Below are 14,171 nucleotides of genomic sequence, written 5' to 3'. Positions count from 1 at the left end.
CTGCCGAGCCGCCTCGGCTCAGCGGCTAGGCTCGGACCAGAGTTCGGCGGTTCCGCATGACCGCTCTCTGCGAGACGCTCGAGGGCACCGCCGCCCGAGAGCACCGACGCACGACAAGGAAGTGGGGCATCCCCGTGGCACGTATTGGCGAAAGCGCCGATTTGCTGAAGTGCTCGTTCTGCGGCAAGAGCCAGAAGCAGGTCCAGCAGCTCATCGCCGGTCCCGGCGTCTACATCTGCGACGAGTGCGTCGAGCTCTGCAACGAGATCATCGAGGAGCGCCTCTCCGAGTCGAGCGAGGAGACGAGCCACGAGTTCGACCTTCCGAAGCCGAAGGAGATCTACGGCTTCCTCGAGGAGTACGTGATCGGCCAGGAGCAGGCCAAGCGCGCCCTCGCCGTCGCGGTCTACAACCACTACAAGCGCGTGCGGGTCCGCAACACCATCACCGCCGCGGACGCGATCCATGACGAGATCGAGATCGCGAAGAGCAACATCCTGCTGATCGGCCCCACCGGCTGCGGCAAGACCTATCTCGCGCAGACCCTGGCCAAGCGGCTGAACGTGCCCTTCGCCGTGGCCGATGCGACCGCGCTGACCGAGGCGGGCTACGTCGGCGAGGACGTCGAGAACATCCTGCTGAAGCTGATCCAGGCCGCGGACTACGACGTCAAGCGGGCCGAGACCGGCATCATCTACATCGACGAGGTCGACAAGATCGCCCGCAAGGCCGAGAACCCGTCGATCACGCGCGACGTCTCGGGGGAGGGCGTGCAGCAGGCGCTGCTCAAGATCCTCGAGGGCACCGTCGCCTCCGTGCCGCCGCAGGGCGGGCGCAAGCACCCGCACCAGGAGTTCATCCAGATCGACACGACGAACGTCCTGTTCATCGTGGCCGGCGCCTTCGCCGGGCTGGAGGACATCATCTCCTCGCGTGCGGGCAAGCGCGGCATCGGCTTCGGCGCCCCGCTGCACAACAAGCAGGATGAGATCAACATCTTCAGCGAGGTCCTGCCGGAGGACCTGCACAAGTTCGGGCTCATCCCCGAGTTCATCGGTCGCCTCCCGGTCGTCACCACCGTCACGCAGCTCGACCAGGTCGCGCTGATGCAGATCCTGACCGAGCCGCGCAACGCGCTGGTCAAGCAGTACCAGCGCATGTTCGAGATCGACGGGGTCGAGCTCGAGTTCGACCGCGGCGCCCTCGAGGCGATCGCCGATCTCGCCGTGCTGCGCCAGACCGGCGCCCGCGGCCTCCGCGCCATCCTCGAGGAGGTGCTCGGCCCGATCATGTTCGAGGTCCCGTCCTCCGACGAGGTCGCCCGCGTGGTCGTCACCCGCGCCGCAGTGCTCGACAACGCCGCGCCGACGATCGTGCCGCACGCCCCGCGTCGCCAGGAGAAGAGCGCCTGAGTCGTCCCCGCCGGGCCGTCGCGTGACCAGTTCGCGCTGATTGGCCCGGCGTTCGGCGCCCCGGCGCGGAGGCGGTTCCCTACTCTGGCGGAGCGCATCGCCGATGCGTCCGCCGGCCCACCGCCCGGTCGGGTCAGCGACCGGAGGCACCGTCATCGTCCAGCCGCTCCTCGCCGGGATCGTCGCCGCACTCACCGGCTTCTCCAGCTCGTTCGCGATCGTCCTCGCGGGCGTCGTCGCCGTCGGCGCCACCGATACTCAGGCCGCGTCGGGACTGCTCGCGGTCTGCGTGCTGCAGGGCGTGCTCTGCATCGCCTTGAGCGTGCGCTACCGGGTGCCGATGACCTTCGCCTGGAGCACCCCGGGCGCCGCGCTGCTCGCCGCCACCGCGACCCTGCCCGGCGGCTTCGACCGCGCGGTCGGCGCCTTCCTCATCGCCTCCGCCCTGATCGTCGTCACCGGTCTCTGGCCGGCGCTCGGGAGGCTCGTGGCGCGCATCCCGCGCCCGCTCGCCAACGCGATGCTCGCCGGCATCCTCTTCCCGCTCGTGCTGGCGCCGGTGCGGGCCGCGGTCGAGATCCCGCTGCTCGCGCTGCCGGTCATCGCGCTCTGGCTGATCCTGCTCCGCCTGCTGCCGCGCTGGGCCGTGCCGGCGGCGATCGCCCTCGCGATCGTGCTGCTGCTCGTCACCGACGGCGCCGCCCTCGCGGGTGCGCCTCTGCTCCCGGTGCCCGAGTTCGTCGTGCCGGTCTTCGAGATCGGCGCGATGGTCGGCATCGGCCTGCCGCTCTACGTCGTGACGATGGCGGGGCAGAACATTCCCGGCATCGCGGTGCTGTCGAGCTTCGGCTTCGAGGCGCACTCGCGGCCGGCGATCGTCTCGAGCGGTCTCGCCTCGGGCGTCTCCGCGGTGTTCGGGGGAGTCCCGGTCAACTACGCGGCACTCAGCGCGGCACTCACCGCGGGACCGGAGGCGTCGCCGCAGCCGGAGCGGCGCTGGATCGCCTCGGTCTCCGCGGGCGCGTCCTACCTGGTGCTCGGCGCGGTCGCCGGAGCGGCCGCCGCCCTCGTCTCGTCGGCGAGCCCGCTCTTGATCGAGGCGGTCGCCGGGCTGGCACTGCTCGGCGTGTTCGTCTCGTCGGTGCAGGCGGCGGTCGAGGACGCGCGACTGCGCCTGCCCGCTGCGGCGACCCTGCTCGTGACGGCGTCCGGCATCGCGGTCGCGGGCATCGGCTCCGCGTTCTGGGGCCTCGTGGTGGGCCTGGTCGTGCTGGCCTGGCTGCACCCGCGCCGGTCCGCCCGCCACGCCTGACTCCCGGGACGACCCCCCGGATCAGGCGAGCCCGCGGCGCCGCAGCAGCGGCTCGGTGCGCGCGTCCCGCCCGCGGAACTCCCGGTAGGCGACGAGCGGATCGCGCGAGCCGCCGATCTCGAGGATCCTCCGCCGGAACCGCTCGCCGGCCGCGCGGTCGAGTCCGCCGTTCTCCTCGAACCACTCGACGGTGTCGGCGTCGAGGATCTCGCTCCAGATGTAGGAGTAGTAGCCGGCGGAGTAGCCGCCCGAGAAGACGTGCTTGAAGTACGTGCTGCGGTAGCGCGGCGGGATCGCGGGGTTCAGCAGCCCTGCGGCGTCCAGCGCTCGCGTCTCGAACCCCGCGACGTCGGCGCGCTCAGCGGAGGCGGGCGTCTCGTGCCAGGCGAGATCGAGCAGCGCGGCGGCCAGGTACTCCGTGGTCGCGAAGCCCTCGCCCCAGAGCGCTGCGGCCTCCAGCTGCTCGACGACGGCGGCCGGCAGGGGTTCGCCGGTCTCGACGTGCCGGGCGTAGACGGGCAGCAGCTCCGGGTGCCGGATCCACATCTCGTTGACCTGGCTCGGGAACTCGACGAAGTCGCGGAAGACGCTCGTCCCGCCGAAGCGCGGGTAGCGAGTGGTCGCGAAGAGGCCGTGCAGCGCGTGCCCGAACTCGTGGAAGAGGGTCTCGACCTCGTCGAGGCTGAGGAGTGCCGGCTCGCCGTCGCCGGGCGCGGAGATGTTCAGCGTGTTGACGACGACGGCGGAGTCGCCGAGCAGCGTCGTGCGGATGCGGAGCGAGTTCATCCAGGCGCCGCCGCGCTTGGAGTCGCGCGTGAACGGATCGAAGAGGAAGAGACCGAGCGGGGTGCCGTCCTCCTCCGCGACCTCGAAGACGCGGACGTGCGCGCTGTGCCCGACCAGGTCGGGCCGCTCCGCGAACCGGACACCGTAGAGCCCGGTGGCGGCGGCGAAGACGCCCTCGCGCAGGACGCGCTCGAGCTCGAAGTACGGGCGGAGCGCGCTGGAGTCGACGGCGTAGCGGGCGGTGCGGACGCGCTCCTCGTAGTAGGCGCGGTCCCAGGCCTCGAGGGCGAAGCGCGGCTGCCCGGCGGCGTCCTGCTCGGCGTCGGCCTGCTGCTGCATCTGCTCGAGCTCGGCGCGGGCGTTGCGGGCGGCGGGGATCGCGAGCTCCTCGAGGAGGGCGCGGACGCGCTCGGGCGTGCCCGCGGTCTGACCGGAGATCACGAACGCGGCGTGCGAGGAGTGGCCGAGAAGCGCGGCGCGCTCGGCCCGCAGCACGACGATGTCGAGCAGGACGTCGCGGTTGTCGTGCGGTCCGCCTTCGGAGGCGCGGCCGAGCGAGGCGCGCACGATCCGCTCGCGGACGGAGCGATCGCGCAGGCGCGCGAGCCACGGGTGCCCGGAGTAGAGGGGGAGCGTCACGAGGTAGCCGTCGGCACCGCGGTCCGCGGCGGCGCGGGCGGCGGCGGACACCTCGGACGCGTCGAGCCCGTCGAGCTGCTCGGCGCGCTCCAGCAGAACGGCCCGCTCGTTGGTGTCGGCGAGCAGGTTCTTGTCGAATCGCGTCGTGAGGCTGGAGAGCTGCTCGTTCAGTGCGCTGAGGCGGGACTTGCCGGCGTCGTCGAGGAGGGCGCCGGCGCGCTCGAAGCGCAGGAGGACGCGATCCAGGAGGTAGGCGGTCTCGTCGTCGAGGTCGAGTGTCTGCGTTCGATCGGCGAGGGATTGGATGCGCGCGTAGAGGCGCGGGTCGAGGGTGATCGCGTCGTCGTGCGCGGAGAGGAGCGGAGCGAGCTCCTCCTCGACGGCGTCGGTCAGCGGCGTGCGATCGGACGCACCCACGGTGAAGAAGACCGCGCTGACCCGGCGCAGCTCCCGTCCGGAGCGCTCGAGCGCCACCAGCGTGTTCTCCACCGTCGGCTCGTCGGCGGAGGAGGCGATGGCCTCGATCTCGGCCCGGTGGCGGCGCAGCGCCTCGTCGAAGGCCGGGCGGTACGCCTCCGGCTCGACGGCGGCGAAGTCGGGCAGCCCGTGCGGCAGCCCGCTCGGCTCGATCAGGACGGCGACGGCGGCGGAAGTGCTCATCCAGCGAGCCTAGGGGCGCCGCCGCTGCGCGCGAGGTCCGTGGTCCCGCCCTGCTGGAGACGGCGAAGCATGCTGATCGAGTAGACCGCGGAGCGGGCGTATCGAGATCCACCGTCGCCGGAAGTGGAGCCTGCAGACTCGCCCTGCTGAAGTGTGTGGGTCTCGATACGCCCCTGCGGGGCTACTCGACCAGCATGCAACCGCCCATGCAGAGGTGCTCGAGCACCGTGCGACGCGGAGCGGCCCATCATGCTGATCGAGTAGCGCGCGCAGCGCGCGTATCGAGATCCACGCCGTCAGCCGCTCAGCCCCAGTCCTCGTCCTCGCCCTCGACGCGGCCCTGCGGCTGGGTGATGTAGGCGGCGTCCTCGTCCGGACGGTAGGTGATGGTGGTGCCGTCGTCGAGCTCGAGCACCGGCTTGCCCTCGAGCCAGGTCAGCGTCCAGCGCCAGGCGGAGCTGTCCGTGCCGGCGGAGGCGAGCTCGCCCTCCACGTCGCGGACAGCGGTGACGACGATCTCGGGCAGGGTGGACGGCGTGTTTCCGCCGACCGGCCAGCGCGTTCCGAGCTGCATGGGTGTTCCTCTCGAGAAGAGGGGGAGCGGACCGGAGCCCGCTCCCCGGGTGATCAGGCGGTCGGCTCGGTCTCGAGCTCGATCTGCACGGACAGCACGTCGCCCTCGGCGAAGTCGAGCGCCGCGATCCGGCCGACGGCCGCCAGGTCACCCGCGGCGAGCCGCAGCGACGCCACCAGCTCGGCCGGCGCGGTGACGACGGCGGAGCGGGCCGGCGTCTTCTGCGACGCCTTCGCATCGGTCTTCGCCCGGCGGATCGCGGTGAGCACGGTGCTGGCCGCGGTCAGCACGGCCGGGTCGCCGCCGAGAGCGGCCTGCTCCGGCCACGGCTGCACGTGCACCGAGCCCTCGTGCGACCAGGACCAGGTCTCCTCGACCGCGAACGGGATGAACGGTGCGAACAGCCGCTGCAGCACGTCGAGCGCGCGGTGCAGAGCGGCGGCCGCGGAGGCGCCGTCCTCGCCGTAGGCGCGCTCCTTCACCAGCTCCAGGTAGTCGTCGCAGAAAGTCCAGAAGAACGCCTCGGTGGTCTCGAGCGCGCGGGCGTGGTCGTAGTTCTCCAGCGCGGTCGTCGCGTCCACCACCACGCCGTCGAGGGCGGCGAGCATGCTCAGGTCGAGCGGGTCGCTGACCGTCGCGCCCTCCGGCAGCGGGAAGCCGTGGATGAACTTCGCCGCGTTCAGCACCTTGATCGCCAGGCGCCGGCCGATCTTGATCTGCGTCGGGTTCTGCGGGTCGAACGCCGCGTCGGTTCCCAGTCGCGAGGAGGCGGCCCAATAGCGGACCGCGTCCGAGCCGTGCTGCTCGAGCATCCCGGCCGGCGTGACGACGTTGCCCTTCGACTTCGACATCTTCTTGCGATCCGGGTCGACGATGAAGCCGGAGACCGTCGCGGTGCTCCAGGGCGCGCGGCCGTCCTCGAGCTGCGAGCGGAGCAGGGTCGAGAAGAGCCAGGTGCGGATGATGTCCTGACCCTGGGGGCGCAGGTCGTAGGGCGCCACGAGCTGCCAGAGCTCGTCGTCGCGCTCCCAGCCGCCGGCGAGCTGCGGGGTGAGCGAGGAGGTCGCCCAGGTGTCCATCACGTCGAGCTCGCCCTGGAAGCCGCCGGCGACGCCGCGCTGGTCCTCCGAGTAGCCGGGAGCGGCGTCCGAGGACGGGTCGACGGGCAGCGCCGACTCCTCCGGCACGATCGGCGCGTCGAACACCGGGTTGCCGTCGCCGTCCAGCGGGTACCAGACCGGGATCGGCACGCCGAAGAAGCGCTGGCGCGAGATCAGCCAGTCGCCGGCGAGGCCGTTCACCCAGTTCTCGTAGCGGACGCGCATGAACTCGGGCACGAACCGCACGTCGCGGCCGAGCTCGAGCAGGCGCTCCTTGAGCGCCGCGTCGCGGGCGCCGTTGACGATGTACCACTGGCGGGTCGAGACGATCTCGAGCGGCTTGTCGCCCTTCTCGAAGAACTTCACCGGGTGCACGATCGGGCGGGGCTCGCCGACCATCTCGCCCGACTCGGTGAGCAGCGCGACCACGGTCTGCTTCGCGGAGAAGACCGTCTTGCCGGCGAGCTGCGCATAGGCGGCCCGGCCGGCCTCGCTCTCGATCGCGGCGGGCGCCTCGGAGATCAGCCGGCCGTCGAAGCCGATGACCGCGCGGTTGGGCAGGTCGAGCTCGCGCCACCAGACGACGTCGGTCAGGTCGCCGAAGGTGCAGATCATCGCGATGCCCGAGCCCTTGTCCTTCTGCGCGAGGTGGTGCGCGAGCACCGGCACCTCGACGTCGAAGAGCGGGGTGCGCACGGTCGTGCCGAAGAGCGCCTGGTAGCGCTCGTCGTCCGGGTGCGCGACGAGGGCGACGCAGGCGGGCAGCAGCTCGGGGCGGGTCGTCTCGATGAAGACGTCCTCCGCGCCGTCGCGGTGGAAGCCGATGCGGTGGTACGCGCCGGGCTGGTCCTTGTCCTCGAGCTCCGCCTGGGCCACCGCGGTGCGGAAGGTGATGTCCCAGAGGGTCGGCGCCTGCGCCTGGTAGGCCTCGCCGCGGGCCAGGTTGCGCAGGAACGCGCGCTGGGAGGCGGCCTGCGACTCCTCGCCGATGGTGCGGTAGCTCTGCGTCCAGTCGACCGAGAGGCCGAGGGTGCGCCAGAGGTCCTCGAACTGCTTCTCGTCCTCGACGGTGAGGCGCTCGCACAGCTCGATGAAGTTGCGGCGCGAGATCGGCTTCTGGTCCGCCGCCTTGCTGCTCTTGTTGTCGCCGCCCTCGAACGGCGGCACGAAGTCGGGGGTGTAGGGCAGCGTCGGGTCGCAGCGGACGCCGTAGTAGTTCTGCACGCGGCGCTCGGTGGGCAGGCCGTTGTCGTCCCAGCCCATCGGGTAGAAGACGCTCTTGCCGCGCATGCGCTGGAAGCGCGCGACGACGTCGGTGTGCGTGTAGGAGAAGACGTGCCCGATGTGCAGCGAGCCGGAGGCGGTCGGCGGCGGGGTGTCGATCGAGTAGACGTCCGCGCGGGAGAGCCCCGTGCGATCGAACCGGTAGGTGCCGTCCGTCTGCCAGACGAGGCCCCACTTGCTCTCGAGACCCTCGAGGGCGGGCTTGGCGGGGAGGCGGTCGGCGACGGTCATGGTTCTCCGGTTCGATATGGGCGGCACCGCGTCGGTGGTGATGATGCCTGGGTGGGGGCTCTCGGAGCGTGTCGCTCACCGGCCGCGACGATCCTACCGCGGGGTCGGGGAGCCGCGGCGGGCAGGCGCGGTCAGCCGACGACGGGCGCGAAACCGCGGCAGACCGGCGTCAGCGCCTCGTCGAGGTAGGGCACCAGCTCGCCGCGGGTCGGCCCCGCGGCGGCCCAGGCCTGCACCGCGGCGACCGCCGCCCCGACGCTCGCGTAGGCGACGGCGTGCGCCACGTGCGCGGGCAGCGGACGCCCGGCGCGCGCCACGACGAAGTCCGCGACGATCTCCGCCTGCCGCGTCAGCCGCGAGAGCGCCGAGGCCTGCAGCTCGTGCACGCTGCCGATCAGCTCGGTCTGGGTCAGCGCCCAGGGCACGCTCGACGGGCCGAATCCGGCACCGACCGCGAGCAGCGCGCCGCGGAGGGCGTCCATCGCCGGAGCGCCCGGATCGGCGGCCTCGAGCGCCGCCGGGAGCTCGGCCAGCCGGTCGTCGACCAGCACCCAGAAGACGTCGCTCTTCGAGGCGAAGTAATTGAAGAAGGTGTTGCGCGAGACGCCGGCGCGCTGGGCGATCTGCTCGACCGTCGTCCCCGCGTAGCTCTGCTCGACGAAGAGATCGAGGGCGGCGTCCTCGAGCATGGAGCGCGACGATGCGCGCGGCCGCCCGCGACCCGCTCCCGCTGTCCGCGCCATGACCGCCTCCGCCCCTGGCCGGCGACCGCCGACGCGCTAGGATAACGGCTGGACGACTTCGACCCGGCCATCACCGGTGAGTCTCCGGAAGAACAGCCCGGCTCCGGCCGCGGCCCAGTAGACCCGGACGGGTACGGCCCGTGACAGCCGATCGAGTGGGAACGACCAGGGACAGTCCGCGAGGGCCGGTCCTGGGCGGTTCAAGCGAGGTGGTACCGCGACCCGGCCCGGGGTCTGAGATCCGGGCGGGCCGTCCTCGTGCAGACCAGCAGCACTGCCAGGAGACCGCACGTGACCTACCCCCTGACCCCGCCCACCCCCCGCGACGCCGAGAGCGCCGGAGACGATCCGAGCACCGGCGTCCCCGCGAGCACCGGCTCCGCCTTCGGCCGCGGCGTCCCCGCGTCGCCGCGGTTCCCGCAGATCGAGGAGAAGGTCCTCGCCTACTGGAAGGCCGACGATACCTTCCAGGAGTCGATCCGCTCCCGCGAGGGCGCCCCGGAGTGGGTGTTCTACGACGGCCCGCCCTTCGCCAACGGCCTGCCGCACTACGGGCACCTGCTGACCGGCTACGCCAAGGACGTCTTCCCCCGCTTCCAGACCATGCGCGGCAAGCAGGTGCACCGCCGCTTCGGCTGGGACACGCACGGCCTGCCCGCCGAGCTCGAGGCGGAGCGGCAGCTCGGCATCACCGACAAGTCGCAGATCGAGGAGATGGGCGTCGCCGCGTTCAACGCCGCCGCCAAGGAGTCGGTGCTGCGCTACACGGGGGAGTGGCAGGACTACGTCACCCGTCAGGCGCGCTGGGTCGACTTCGACAACGACTACAAGACCCTCGACCCCACCTTCATGGAGTCCGTCATCTGGGCCTTCAAGCGGCTCCACGACAAGGGCCTCGCCTACGAGGGCCACCGCGTGCTGCCGTACTGCTGGCGCGACCAGACGCCGCTCTCGAACCACGAGCTGCGGATGGACGACGACGTCTACAAGATGCGCCAGGACCAGACGGTCACGGTCACCTTCCCGCTCGTCGGCGAGACCGCCGAGGCGCTGAACCTCACCGCCGTCCGCGCCCTCGCCTGGACGACGACCCCGTGGACCCTCCCGACGAACGCCGCGCTCGCCGTCGGCCCCGACATCGAGTACGCCGTGCTGGCGGCCGGCCCGAACGGCGCCGCCGACGGCAAGGGCGAGCCGGAGGAGCGCGAGCTCTCGGCCGAGTACCTCCTCGCCATCGACCAGGTCGGCGCCTACGCGAAGGACCTCGGCTACGAGGACGCGGAGTCGGCGCTGGCCGCGGTCTCGCGCACGCACCGCGGCAGCGAGCTCGAGGGCATCAGCTACGACCGCCTCTGGGACCACTACGCCGACACCGAGCAGTGGGGCACGCAGAACGCGTGGCGCATCCTCGTCGCCGACTACGTGACCACGAGCGAGGGCACCGGCATCGTGCACCAGGCGCCCGCCTACGGCGAGGACGACCAGAAGGTCTGCGAGGCGGCGGGCATCCCCGTCATCATCTCCGTCGACGACGGCGGCCGCTTCCTGCCGCAGATCATCGAGGTCGCCGGCCTGCAGGTCTTCGAGGCCAACAAGCCGCTGACCCAGCTCCTCAAGGCGCAGCACCGCCTGCTCCGCCAGGCCAGCTACGAGCACAGCTACCCGCACTGCTGGCGCTGCCGCAACCCGCTGATCTACAAGGCCGTCTCCAGCTGGTTCGTCCGGGTCACCGCGATCCGCGACCGGATGGAGGAGCTCAACCAGGAGATCACCTGGGTCCCCGAGAACGTCAAGGACGGCCAGTTCGGCAAGTGGCTCTCCGGTGCGCGCGACTGGTCCATCAGCCGCAACCGCTACTTCGGCTCGCCGATCCCGGTCTGGAAGAGCGACGACCCCGACTACCCGCGCATCGACGTCTACGGCTCGCTCGACGAGCTCGAGCGCGACTTCGGCGTGCGCCCGCAGGACCTGCACCGTCCCTACATCGACGAGCTCACCCGCCCGAACCCCGACGACCCGACCGGCCGCTCGACGATGCGCCGCATCAGCGACGTGCTCGACGTCTGGTTCGACTCCGGCTCGATGCCGTTCGCGCAGGTGCACTACCCGTTCGAGAACTCCGACTGGTTCGACTCGCACAACCCGGCCGACTTCATCGTCGAGTACATCGGGCAGACCCGCGGCTGGTTCTACACGCTGCACGTGCTCTCGACCGCGCTCTTCGACCGGCCGGCCTTCCGCAACGTCGTCAGCCACGGCATCGTCCTCGGCAACGACGGGCAGAAGATGTCCAAGTCGCTGCGCAACTACCCGGACGTCGCCGAGGTCTTCGACCGCGACGGCTCCGACGCGATGCGCTGGTTCCTGATGTCGAGCCCGGTGCTGCGCGGCGGCAACCTGATCGTCACCGAGGAGGGCATCCGCGAGGGCGTCCGCCAGGTGCTGCTGCCGCTCTGGAACACCTGGTACTTCTTCTCGCTCTACGCCAACGCGTCCGTGGACGCCGCGGGCGAGGGCTACAGCGCCCGTCGCCGCACCGACTCCGACGACGTGCTCGACCGCTACCTGCTGGCCAAGACGCACGACCTGATCGAGACCGTCACCGGCCACCTCGAGGCGCTCGACTCGACCCTCGCGGCGGCGGCGCTGCGCGACTTCGCCGATGTGCTGACCAACTGGTACGTCCGCCGCTCGCGCGACCGCTTCTGGCAGGGCGTGGACGCCGAGGGCCGCGGCACGGAGGCGTTCGACACGCTCTTCACCGTGCTCGAGACCGTCTGCCGGGTCGCCGCGCCGCTGCTCCCGCTGATGACCGAGGAGATCTGGCAGGGCCTGACCGGCGGGCGGAGCGTGCACCTGGCCGACTGGCCCGACGCCGCCGAGTTCCCGGTCGACGAGACGCTGGTGCACGCGATGGACGCGGTCCGCGGCATCTCGTCCACGGCGCTGTCGCTGCGCAAGCAGGCCGGCCTGCGGGTCCGCCTGCCGCTCGCACGGCTCACCGTGGTCGTCGACGACGCCGCCGAGCTGGCGCCGTTCGAGGCGATCCTGCGCGACGAGCTGAACGTCAAGGAGGTGTCGCTGGTCCCGCTCGTCGAGTCCAGCGCGGCCGACTACGGCGTCACCTCGCGCCTCTCCGTCAATGCGCGGGCCGCGGGCCCGCGCCTCGGCAAGGGCGTGCAGACCGTCATCAAGGCGGCGAAGGCCGGCGACTGGAGCGAGACCGACGGCGTCGTCACCGCCGGCGGTGTCGAGCTGGTCGAGGGCGAGTACGAGCTGACCCTGGAGGTCGGCGGCTCCGGTGCCGACGACCGCGCGATCGCGCTGCTGCCCCGCGGCGGCTTCGTGCTGCTCGACACGGCGACCACCCCGGAGCTCGAGGCCGAGGGCCTGGCCCGCGACCTGATCCGCGCGGTGCAGGACGCTCGCAAGGCCGCCGGATTCGAGGTCAGCGACCGCATCGAGCTCGAGATCGTCCTCGACGAGATGAGCATGGCGGCCCTCGAGCCGCACGCGCTCTGGATCGCCGAGGAGACCCTCGCGACCGGCTTCGGGTTCGCCGCGCTCACCACGGCGCTGGAGGGCGGCGAGGGCGCGATCACCTTCGGGCCCGCAGGCACCGCCATCATCCGCGTCGAGAAGGTGGAGGCCTCCGATGTCTGACAAGGACCGCTACTCCGAGGAGGACGCCCGGCTCGCGCGTGAGGCGGCCGACGCCGTCTACGCGAGCCTGCTGAAGCGGCTCGGGGAGGCGAACCCCCGCCCGCGGCTCGCGCCGACGCGGCGAGCCGTCGACTACATGGGCGACCCGCAGCAGGCCTACCCCGTCATCCAGGTCGCCGGCACCAACGGCAAGACCTCGACCAGCCGGATGATCGAGAGCCTGCTCCGCGCCCACGGGCTGCGGGTCGGCCTCTTCACCAGTCCGCACCTCGAGCGCTTCAACGAGCGCATCGTCATCGACGGCGAGCCGATCTCCGACCTGAGCCTCGCCACGAACTGGATCGACGTCGAGCCCTACCTCACCATGACCGACGCCGAGCTCGTCGGGCGGGGCGAGAGCACGCTCTCGTTCTTCGAGGCGCTCACCGTGCTGGCGTACGCGGCCTTCGCGGATGCTCCGGTCGACGTCGCGGTCATCGAGGTCGGCATGGGCGGCGAGTGGGACTCGACGAACGTCGCGGACGCGCAGGTCGCCGTCTTCACGCCGATCGCGCTCGACCACACCCGGCAGCTCGGCGCGACGATCGAGGAGATCGCCCGCACCAAGTCCGGCATCGTGAAGCCCGCGGCCGCCGTGGTGTCGGCGAAGCAGACCCCTGAGGCGGAGGCGGTGCTGCGGCAGGCCGCCGAGCTGACCGAGTCGACGATCGTGTTCGAGGGCGCCGACTTCGACGTCGAGTCGACCACGGTCGCCGTGGGCGGCCAGCTCGTCTCCGTCCGCGGTCTCGTCACCCGCTACGAGCAGCTGCTGCTGCCGTTCTTCGGCGACCACCAGGCCGAGAACGCGGCGGTCGCGATCGCCGCGGTCGAGACGTTCCTCGGCGGCGGCACGCAGGAGCTGACCGGGAACGTCCTCGACGAGGGCTTCGCCGCGGCGACCTCGCCGGGTCGTCTCCAGATCGTCGGCCAGTCGCCGCGCACGGTCGTGGACGCCGCGCACAACCCGCACGGCGCCGCCTCCCTCGCCGCGGCGATCGAGCGCTACTTCGACTTCGACCGCGTCACCGCGGTGATCGGCGTCCTCGCCGAGAAGGACGCGGAGGGCATCCTCCGCGCGCTGCTGCCGGTCGTCGACGAGCTGATCGTCACCACCGCGCCGAGCGACCGTGCGGTCCCGGCCGAGGAGCTCGCCGAGTTGGCCCGCACCGTGTTCCCCGCGGAGTCGGTCCGCGTCGCGGAGGACGTCGACGGCGCGCTCACGGCGGGCCGCCTGCTCGCCGCCCGCATCGACAAGGGCGCCCTGCTCGTCACCGGCTCGATCACCCTCGTCGGCCGGACGATCACCGTCGCCCGCGACGAGAACTGGCTCGGAGCGTGAGGGCCGGCCGGCCCCGCCGCACCCGGACCGTCCGCGAGAGCCTCGGCTCGATCGTCCTCGGCTTCGAGGCCGTCATCGTCTTCCTCGCGACGCTCGTCGCCTTCGGGCTGAAGGCGGCCGACCCGGTGGTCGTCCTCGTCGGGGGAGCGGTGGTCTGCCTCGCCCTCGTCGCGACGCTCGGGCTGCTCAACCGGCCGGCCGGCTTCCGGATCGGCTGGGTCCTCCAGTTCGTTATCGTGGCCACCGGTGCCCTGGTCCCGATCATGTTCGTCATCGGCGCGGCGTTCGTCGCCCTGTGGACGTACTGCATGGTCACCGGCACCAAGCTCGACACCCAGACCCGCCGTGCGGCGGACGGGCCCACCGACCCCACCCCGACCTAAGGAGAC

9 protein-coding genes are annotated in these 14,171 nt (G+C 71.7%); 5 read left to right on the top strand and 4 right to left on the bottom strand.

Annotated elements, in window-relative coordinates:
- Positions 1–134 precede the first annotated feature (134 nt).
- Both clpX and HQQ86_RS00495 read left to right on the top strand, forming a co-directional pair.
- Entirely contained in the window at positions 135–1,412 is a 1,278-nt protein-coding gene (gene clpX / locus HQQ86_RS00500; RefSeq protein WP_123445812.1) for an ATP-dependent Clp protease ATP-binding subunit ClpX, read from the top strand.
- Between the two features lie 103 nt (positions 1,413–1,515).
- The gene (locus HQQ86_RS00495) at positions 1,516–2,724 is read left to right on the top strand and encodes a benzoate/H(+) symporter BenE family transporter (protein ID WP_173285576.1); all 1,209 of its coding nucleotides are present in this window, start codon (positions 1,516–1,518) and stop codon (positions 2,722–2,724) included.
- A gap of 21 nt (positions 2,725–2,745) precedes the next feature.
- Here HQQ86_RS00495 and HQQ86_RS00490 read toward each other — a convergent pair whose 3' ends face one another.
- From HQQ86_RS00490 to HQQ86_RS00475, 4 genes are all read right to left on the bottom strand, one after another.
- Positions 2,746–4,809, bottom strand: coding sequence for a M3 family metallopeptidase (locus HQQ86_RS00490; RefSeq protein WP_173285574.1), 2,064 nt, complete (start codon positions 4,807–4,809; stop codon positions 2,746–2,748).
- 304 nt (positions 4,810–5,113) lie between these two features.
- A complete protein-coding gene (locus HQQ86_RS00485) occupies positions 5,114–5,383 on the bottom strand; it encodes a hypothetical protein (RefSeq protein WP_173285572.1) in 270 nt (89 codons plus the stop codon).
- A gap of 53 nt (positions 5,384–5,436) precedes the next feature.
- Positions 5,437–7,998, bottom strand: coding sequence for a valine--tRNA ligase (valS, locus tag HQQ86_RS00480; RefSeq protein ID WP_173285570.1), 2,562 nt, complete (start codon positions 7,996–7,998; stop codon positions 5,437–5,439).
- A 131-nt stretch (positions 7,999–8,129) separates the two neighbouring features.
- Complete coding sequence (locus HQQ86_RS00475) at positions 8,130–8,687, bottom strand: TetR/AcrR family transcriptional regulator (RefSeq protein WP_254071765.1); 558 nt, start codon at positions 8,685–8,687, stop codon at positions 8,130–8,132.
- 357 nt (positions 8,688–9,044) lie between these two features.
- Here HQQ86_RS00475 and ileS point away from each other — a divergent pair, with 357 nt between their 5' ends.
- The 3 genes from ileS to HQQ86_RS00460 are packed head-to-tail and all read left to right on the top strand — an operon-like array spanning position 9,045 to position 14,165.
- Positions 9,045–12,404 carry an isoleucine--tRNA ligase gene (ileS, locus tag HQQ86_RS00470; protein WP_173287437.1) on the top strand — a complete coding sequence of 1,120 codons (3,360 nt, stop codon included), beginning with the start codon at positions 9,045–9,047 and terminating at the stop codon, positions 12,402–12,404.
- On the top strand, positions 12,397–13,782 hold the full coding sequence (locus HQQ86_RS00465) for a folylpolyglutamate synthase/dihydrofolate synthase family protein (protein ID WP_173285566.1): 1,386 nt from the start codon (positions 12,397–12,399) through the stop codon (positions 13,780–13,782). Before ileS ends, HQQ86_RS00465 begins: the two co-directional genes overlap by 8 nt.
- The gene (locus HQQ86_RS00460; RefSeq protein WP_367948495.1) at positions 13,779–14,165 is read left to right on the top strand and encodes a DUF4233 domain-containing protein; all 387 of its coding nucleotides are present in this window, start codon (positions 13,779–13,781) and stop codon (positions 14,163–14,165) included. Before HQQ86_RS00465 ends, HQQ86_RS00460 begins: the two co-directional genes overlap by 4 nt.
- Positions 14,166–14,171 lie beyond the last annotated feature (6 nt).

It is taken from the genome of Rathayibacter sp. VKM Ac-2857, assembly GCF_013205025.1.
Lineage (GTDB): Bacteria > Actinomycetota > Actinomycetes > Actinomycetales > Microbacteriaceae > Rathayibacter.
The sequence above is the reverse complement of the archived record's forward strand: the minus strand, read 5'-3'. Positions and strand labels throughout refer to the sequence as shown.

Excerpts from the sequence above, each read along its gene's own strand:
- HQQ86_RS00485 (WP_173285572.1), bottom strand. The coding sequence starts at position 5,383 with ATGCAGCTCGGAACGCGCTGGCCGGTCGGCGGAAACACGCCGTCCACC.
- HQQ86_RS00465 (WP_173285566.1), top strand. The coding sequence starts at position 12,397 with ATGTCTGACAAGGACCGCTACTCCGAGGAGGACGCCCGGCTCGCGCGT.
- HQQ86_RS00490 (WP_173285574.1), bottom strand. The coding sequence starts at position 4,809 with ATGAGCACTTCCGCCGCCGTCGCCGTCCTGATCGAGCCGAGCGGGCTG.
- HQQ86_RS00495 (WP_173285576.1), top strand. The coding sequence starts at position 1,516 with ATGCGTCCGCCGGCCCACCGCCCGGTCGGGTCAGCGACCGGAGGCACC.
- HQQ86_RS00475 (WP_254071765.1), bottom strand. The coding sequence starts at position 8,687 with ATGCTCGAGGACGCCGCCCTCGATCTCTTCGTCGAGCAGAGCTACGCG.
- valS (WP_173285570.1), bottom strand. The coding sequence starts at position 7,998 with ATGACCGTCGCCGACCGCCTCCCCGCCAAGCCCGCCCTCGAGGGTCTC.